We start from the raw sequence: 8,036 nt of genomic DNA on the forward strand, positions 1-8,036 counted from the left end.
CGGCTCATGTGCCCATCGACTGATGAACTCGGGCTGCACCGCAGCGACGATCGCCTCGCTCAACTGCCGACGGGCCAGCCTCACCACGGTCTCGGCCTGGCGCAGCCCCGCCACCGCTGCCTCCAGACCCCCGGGCCCTGCCTGCCATCACCAGCCATCACCGCCGGAGGGCGGGGAATGCGGAAGTTCGGTATCGCCGGGCTGCGGTTGCGCAAGCGTCAGGTCACCACGTTGCCCGAGCCGTCCGCCACGCCGGTGCCGGACCTGTTCCGGCGCGACTTCACGTCGGCTGACCGCCACCGCCTTGCCTGCCGGCGGATGCCCTCACTGCGGACAGATTTCTATCGGTTGTTCCTTTTCGTTTCCGATGGAGATTTTGACTCTGTGGTCGAGGGTGTTGGCGAGTTGCTGGGCGATCATCATCCACACGACGAGTCCTTCGGCGGGTACGGACACCAGGATGTCGGTGTTGTCCATGCCCCAGCCTGGCGTGTGGGCGATTTTGCGTCGGATGGCTTCGGCGGCCTGCCGGGTCGCGGTGGTGACCGCCGTTTCCAGGGCGGCGCTGTCCGCTGTCGCCTGGAGGCCTTCGGCGAGTTCCCCGTCCAGGCCGGTGATCTCCTGCGCGGTGAACGATGCAGGGTGGCGGATCACCTCCAGTGGCAGCCCCACCCCCGCTCTGCCGGTCGCCACCGGCACCGTCTCCTCCCTGAAGGGCACGACCGGAGTCCACTGGTAGCGCCGCGGGGGAGCGCTGTGGGCACGTGTGTGCCGGGGCAGTGAGGTGCTCTCATTGGGCTGCCCCGGGTCGGCCTTGTCACTGCGTTGCCCCGGGTCGGCCGAGCTGTTTCGGGGGGCCGCGGTCGGGCCGGTGGTGCTGACCTCCTGGGGCCTGTCGGTCAGACCTCGTGGGTTGTCCAGGAACGCACGGGGTGCCGCCGGTTGCTCGTTCGTGTGTGCAGAACTACGGCTGGAGGCGTCGTCCGAGCGGGTCGCCCGCTGCCGGCTCTGGCTGTGGGTCGTGGCCGGCGGTCCGGTGACCGTGGACGAGGTCGCGGCGGGGACTTCGGATGCGATGGGCTCGTCGACAAGCGCGCGGCCCTGATCAGCAAACGTCACCGACACCCCGACGGCATCGCCACCGGTCGCGTGCCGCATCGTTTTATCGACGAACGGTCCATCCGACTCAGTTTTTATCTCGCTGTCACCGTTGCGGATATCGTCGACGGTTGCTTCTGTCTGGTGTTCATCAGCACCGATCATCCCGCGGCCCTCGTTGATGCCGAAGGGTGCGCCTGCGGTGACGGCGTTGCGGCTCGTACCGGCGAGGTGCCGGGCGATTGCCTCCTGGCGGTACACGCGGTTGGTCTTGAGGACCGCCACGCCGTGATTGGTGGACAGCTCCTGGAGTGCTTCCCGCACCCGCTGCGGCGAAACGGCGTTCTGCCCCAGCTCCGCCAGCCGGCTGTTCACCGTGCGGACGAAGAACTCGTCCACCTCGGCCATCCGGGCCGAGAGCAATTCGGCGCCCGTGCCGGTCTGCTCCGTGACGGTGTGCAGCAGCTGGGAGTTTCCGGCCTCGGGCTGCACACCGAAGCGTTTCAGCGCGGTGAGCGCTTCCTCCTCTCGCGCTCTGCTCGAATCGGCGGCCTCACGGAAGACGTCCACCCCGCTTGAGTTCTCAAGGTGCCTCACCCCCGGCAACTCGACGAATCGGCCGGCCGCTTGCGCGTCAGCCAGGCTCCGCTGGTAAACCGCCCGACGGTGTCCGTACTCGCCGACCATCCCCGGGATGTCCGCAAGCTCGGTCACATCGAACGACATCAACGACAACCCCACCGGGGCGGGCAGTGCTCTTCGGTCAACACCGCGGGGAACGTGGCGCAACAGAGTGTGCGGCAGTGAGACACCGGTGGTGTCCACCTGCGGTGCCCGGGCGGCGAACAACTCGAATCGACTCAGCCCCTGAGCGTTCTGCGCGTTCAGCCGCTGCGGCAGAGCCGCCAGGTACACCGGGCTTGACAAAATCTCGCTCAGGTTGACGACCCACTGCATCAAACCGTCGGTCAACCCAAAGTAGTAGAACTCTACTGCCAGTGCCTGGTGCGACTGCCATCCGAGATGCGGAAGGAGCGAGGCGAATTGAGCCGGAGTGACGTCCAGGAAAGCATAAGTATCGCTGAGGGGGACAATCGCCTGTCCGCTGGTATCGCCCTCCACTCTGGCTTCAGTGGTGACGGCGAAATATGGCTGGTGCTCCAGAGCCTGTCGCGCGAAAAGACTGAGGGGTACGTTATTGTACATCAGCGAGACACCGTCTCGCACCCGATATCCGGTCAACGCTGTGGCGGGTTTGATCCAGGCCAGTTCCGGGGCATTCGACGGCAGCGGGACAAGGGCTGTGTCTCGGGCCCACGGCGCCAGCAGGAAGTGAGTGAGGACCTCGTCCTTGTCCTCGTCTCGGGTGAACAATCGGTCCACGAATTCCAGCACCGAACGGGCTTCCGCGGGGGATGGTTGATGGATGGTGACGATTTCCCCGTTAGGGGCTGCGACCGGGCGTCCTGGTGACGAGACCGCTGCGTGGGTACCCAGAGGCTCATTCGGCAACTGATGCGCAAGGTTGTCGACCAGAGCATGTCGAAGCCCGGCCTGCACCAGCGCGACACTGAGCATTACCCGGATACGCCAGACCGCGGGATCCAGACTGCCGTCCCACAGCCTGAATTCCACGCGGTCGCGATGATCGCCGTATTGATGCTCAATACTGATAGCCGGCTTCGTTCTCGCAGCCTCGGCGAGTTGTTGCGCGTTCAGTTCCGGTCCCAAATCAAGGAAGAGCCGCTTGGGCCGAGACTCGTTTACACCGCGGTGTTGGCCACGATGGTAGTCAGAGGCCAATCGGAACAATACGTCTTCAAATGAGTCACTAAGGGTCAGAAGTGCCCGCAGCGCCTTCCCGTCCGGATCGTAGCCACTGGTACTGACATGAATATGTCCCCCTAAAGCGTCATTGTCCTGAGCCATATATTCATCGTGCACATGGGCGCCGGATTGCCGAAGCATCTCCAACACCTTGTCCATGTCACGGAAGGCAAGGGGGTCTCCCCATGTCAGGATTGGGGAGATGACCTCCGTTTGCCAGGGAAAGGATTCCCTCTCGATCTTCCATCCGTTACGAGCGGAGGTGTATCCCTCCTCATACGCCGCGTGATGGGCATCGATGCCAGGCCGAGTGGTCAGCCCCGCCTCATGCAGCCGCCTCGCTACCTCTACAGCCCCCGCTCGCTGCTCATCAACGGTTGCGCCACTCATGCCAAATTCAATTTCAGCGCCGAACTGCACTCGTCCTGGCAGATTTGTGAAGCCAGGACGGGGCTGGAGCAGCGGCTGCCCGGTGGTAATCCGTCGCTCCAGACGGTCAGCCAACTCCTGCAGGCGGTGAGGATTGTCCGCGTAACGTGTCGCCCCGGTCTGCAAAGCGGCCCACTTCTCCACCGCTAGGGCGACCCGTTTCTCGAACCTCCGCCGGATTTCCGACTGGTCGAAGTCGGAGTTTGTCGGAGTTTCCGATGGGTCAGCTACCCCCTCACGTGCTTTCAACAGCGAGCTGTACGCATTCCGCTCAATGTCCTCACGCGTCTCCGGAGTGAGCCCTGCGAAGGGCGCATCTTCATCCGCGACCCAATCACCTGATTGCCCGCGTACTGCGTCCAAAGCTTGGCCGAAGAAATACCTTTCCTCGTGCATCCGCTCCTGGTAACTACGCTCCGGGAGTTTGCCCAGTGTCCGTCGCACCGCCTCAATCGAAGGCGGTCGCCTCGTTCGGCTCCGCTCCTCACTAGGGGCGGTGTGGTCGCGCAGTGCTTCCCAGGAGGGTGGTTGCGTCGCGCGGCTCCGCTCCTCCGCAAGGGCAGTGTGGTCACGGAGGGCCTCCCATTGGGTGTCCTCCTGGCGGGTGACGGAGAGGGCGTTGGCGTTCAGGAGGGGGGTGGGTTCGCCGAAGACGTGGTGCAGCAGTTTGTGCAGCTGCTCGTCGTTGCTTTTGATCCAGTCCGGTCCGTTGTTGCGGTGTTGGTCGGTGGTGGCGTCACGACCGATGTTGGCGCTGAAGTAGGCCACGACGCTTTGGGCGAAGTACTCGGCCGGGTTGGTCGAGGAGTGGTTGCCGACCAGGAGACCGGCCATGTTGTGCAAGGGGCCGTCCACCCACTGCTGCTCCGGGCCTTGTGCTGTGCGCGTGTCGAAGGCCGCGACCACTCGTGCCCGCTGTTCGTCGGTGAGACCGAACGCATAGACCACGTGGGCGAGCTCGTGCAGCGCGGAGGAATAGCCCTCCGGATGTGTGCGCCCCAAGTTCTCCGGCGTGTCGCCGCCAAGCAGGTTCTCCTCACTGATGGCGACACGCTTGCGGTCGGTGTCAGTCCAGCCACGGGCCGTAGGCGGGATCTCCTGCGTGAACACCGCGATGCCGTTGTCCGCGGCGGTGGCGCCGGTGAACTCCACCACGTTTGCAAGCCGCTCGGTCCGTGGAATCACCACGACCCGCGTACCGCTATCCGCCACACGTTGCCGGACGTCGTCGTTCCGCAGCAGCAGCCCGATCAGCCGCGCGGCTTCAGCACGGACCGCGACCGGCCGTTCGACCGCGTCAGGCAGAACGATCAGATCCCGCGCGACCCTCATCGCGGCGGAGGTGTCCCACACCCCCTCGAACTCGACGGACGCACCGAAGCCTTTACCATCCCCTGTCAGGCGGGCCGCATCCGACCCCGGCTCCGGCTCACCCCACGCGCCACTTTGGCCCAGCGGCCGTGGGTATGACAACAGGTCGTCCGATGACAGTGACAACACCTGAGGATCGGGGGTATCGAATGCATGGTCCTGCTTGACCACCGCAGACGCGCGGCCCTGATCGGCAAACGTCACCGGGCCCCCGACGGCATCGCCAACGGTCGCGTGCCGCGTCGGCAGGGCTGCCGCGGCCTTGACGTGTTCGGTGTACTCGGGTGTGCCGGTGGGCGGCAGCATGCTCGTGTCGAGCAGGTATCGGTGGCTTTCGGGGCCCTGGCGCAATGGCTGTACCGGGTCGTGCACCGGGTTCTGCGGTGTTGTTGCCCGGTCCTGGGTGCTGGCGGGTTCTGCGGTGTCGAGGCGAGGGGAAGTGGTTGTACTGGCCATGCCGTAGTGGTGGCTCGTGGGTGCGTCGACCAGGGTCTGGGCGGGGGCGGATGACTGGGGTTGGACGGGGAGGGCGGCGATGTCGGCTGCCCGGCCGGTGGGGTCGATGACGGTCATGCGGGTGCCGCGTCCGGCCCGAATCCATCGTCGAGCCTGATCGTTTAGTGGTTCCACGGTGTGGGACGCCTGGGGGTCCACGCGCACGATGTGGGGCAGTCCTGTGTCCGGGTCGGTGCCGATGTGGGCGTAGAGCAGGGCGTGCCCGATGTCGTCCCTTCCTTGTTCGAGGAGGAGGGCTGTGCTTCCGCGGCCGGCCTGGTGCAGTGCTGTGATGATCTGGTCGACGGTCGATACAGGCATCCACGTTCCGCCCGGAACGAGTCGGTCCTCGGCTCGGTGGGAGCCGGCGGCGCTGTCGTCCGCGGAGGTGGCCGGGCGGATCGCGTGGCGGCCCGGCAGAGCCGCGTGGATTTCTGCCGGGTGCAACTGCTCGAGCAGGGCTTCCATGAGGGAGACGCAGTTGAGCACGTTGGGATCGGCGGTGAACGCGTCCATTCCTATGCCGGCCCGCGCGGCGGTCTGCTTGACCGCGGTATCGACCGCTTCGCGGAGGAACGCGACCGGTTCTTCACCGCGCTGCCAAAGGCCGGTCAAGCCCTCTCGGGTGGTAGTGGTCGGGCCGGTGGTGCTGGTGTCGGCAGGCTGGGGCGTGGTGGCGCCGCGTGGGGTGCCCAGGAACGCGTGAGGTGAGGGGGGTTGTTCGCGCCGGCCGGCAGCGCTGTTGGATGCGGGGGTGTTCGGGCGGATCGATGGCTGGGCGTCGCGACGTGACATGTCTGCCCTCGAGGCGTCTTGGGTGAGGGCCATCCCGATGAAAGGCTCGGTGGCGTTCGGCTGGGCCGGTGGGCGCCTGTGGCCCGCTCGTTCCTCTCGGTGCCAGCGGTCGAAGCGTTGCGTCAGGCGGCGCGGATCGTGGCCCGCTTCCTTCATGAGCTTATAAACGGACTTCGCTTCAGGTGTGACGGACAGCACATCGGCGCGGGCCAGTTCCCACTCATGTCCTGCCGCATTGGGAAATGCACGCGAGGTCGAAGAATTCTTCCCCAATGGTTTGGTCAAGGCTTCTTGGTGCAGGGCGATACCCAGGCGGTGCGAGGTCTGCATGAATCGGGACCAGAGCTCGAGCCTCGTGGCTGGGGCATCGGGGGACGAGGGTTGCCAGGCGGGAAGGAGGTTGCCCTGCTCATCGCGTTCCAGTTCCGCTGCCCAGCGTTCGGGGGAAAGGCCCAGCGCGTGGAGGATATCCATTCCACTAGCGGCCGTACTGACACTGGCCTCGCCCACGTGGGGGATGCCCAGGGCGATCTCATCGGGGAACAGTCCGTCCTCGGCGACGTGCCGGCGTAGTTCCGCTTCGGTGATCGGGGAGAGGTGGCGGTAACGGCTCCAGCCGTCGATGTAGGCGCCGAAGCCGTAGCGCTCGGCGTGGGGCCACGCAGCTGCGGACCGCATGAGTTCATGTGCGGTGTGGTGACCCCCAACCAGAAAGGCACCGATCAAGCCGAGTCTTATCTCGGGAAAATTGAAACGACCGTCGACAACAGCCTGCAGACGGTGCAGCGACTCCAGGATCAGCAACAACGAACCCGAGGAACCAGTCGCCACAAGTCCTCCGGTGTCCTCGGAATTCTTATGCAGCGGGGCATGGAACGGCAATGAGATGAAATCTACGGCCCGATGCCAGAGGACATAATTGCCCTCAGCGTCAACGCCCCCTGCCGTAGCTTTCTCCCGGTCGCTCAGCGGAGGGACTATGCCCTCAGCCCGCACCTTGCGGGGCGTAGGATACTGGGCCACCTGCCGGAATTGGCGTTCAGGAATGAGCCACGGAAAATCTGAATTGTCGGGAAGTTTAATGAAATCTTTCAGGGCTTGCTTGGTGACTACATTGAACAGCATGGCCGTCAACTCGCGGAGATTCCCCGATGTGGCGGCCGCGGCGATGTCCTCGAGTCTCGTTCCTATATCTCCGCTTCTTGCATCCTCCGGTGTTGCGTCGCCCATGGTGGGGAGTAGATGGGGTGCGCGCTGCTCGAAAAGAGTTCCGATAGTCAGGACAGCTTGGCGTACAGCATGCAGCGACTGAGGTCGCAGTATTAGATACCTGCCCAGTCTCGCATCGAACGCTGTGGCGGCATCAGCGTACCGGATGCGAGCCATAACGATCGAATGCGCTTCGTGCTGAGGAATCTGGACGGAATTTTCATCACTGTTTGCGTCTCCCTCAGTCCGATACTCTTCCACGGGCTGCGGTGCGATGACCTGGATCGCATTCGGCTGGTTCTCGTCGATTGCCGGACCACTTCCGTGGGCGACCGGGGTTCTGGTTTCGGCTGTCAGACGCCGCTCGTCCGGGGTGATGGTGGCGGAGCGGTGCGCGGTGTGGATGAGACTGTCGCGGTCGTCGCGTGTGAGGCCGGTGGTCAGGCGGTGGGAGGGGATTCGAGTGAGCGCTCTGAGCGCCTGTTCCGGCGTCATCCCCTGGGGCGGATGGGTGACCACGTCCTGGTAGACCTCGGCCGCTTGCTGGACGTGCGCCATGAAGGCGGTGAGATCGGCGGGGTCGAGGGTACCGGTCCCAGTGAGGACGTCCCCCACGGGCGAGGGCATCTCGAAACACATCCGGGCAAGACTACGAGGACCCATGAGATCGGAAATCCCTCCACATCAGCTACTACACCACAAGAAAAACACCCTGACCGGCCGATACCGCTCGGGCACGCAGTTGCTGACCGAGGCAGGACTACGGAAGTCGGCGCGCTCAGGAATCCACCGCACTCTACGCGCAGGTACTA

1 protein-coding gene is annotated in these 8,036 nt (G+C 64.7%); it reads right to left on the bottom strand.

The features are described from left to right. Positions 1 to 324 precede the first annotated feature (324 nt). Positions 325 to 7,719 carry a hypothetical protein gene (locus tag AC3ET4_RS29620; protein WP_488175977.1) on the bottom strand — a complete coding sequence of 2,465 codons (7,395 nt, stop codon included), beginning with the start codon at positions 7,717 to 7,719 and terminating at the stop codon, positions 325 to 327. Positions 7,720 to 8,036 lie beyond the last annotated feature (317 nt).

Source organism: Actinacidiphila sp. bgisy167, assembly GCF_057707665.1.

Bases quoted from the DNA above. Each gene is read 5' to 3' on its own strand.
- AC3ET4_RS29620 (WP_488175977.1), bottom strand. From the start codon at position 7,719: ATGACGCCGGAACAGGCGCTCAGAGCGCTCACTCGAATCCCCTCCCAC.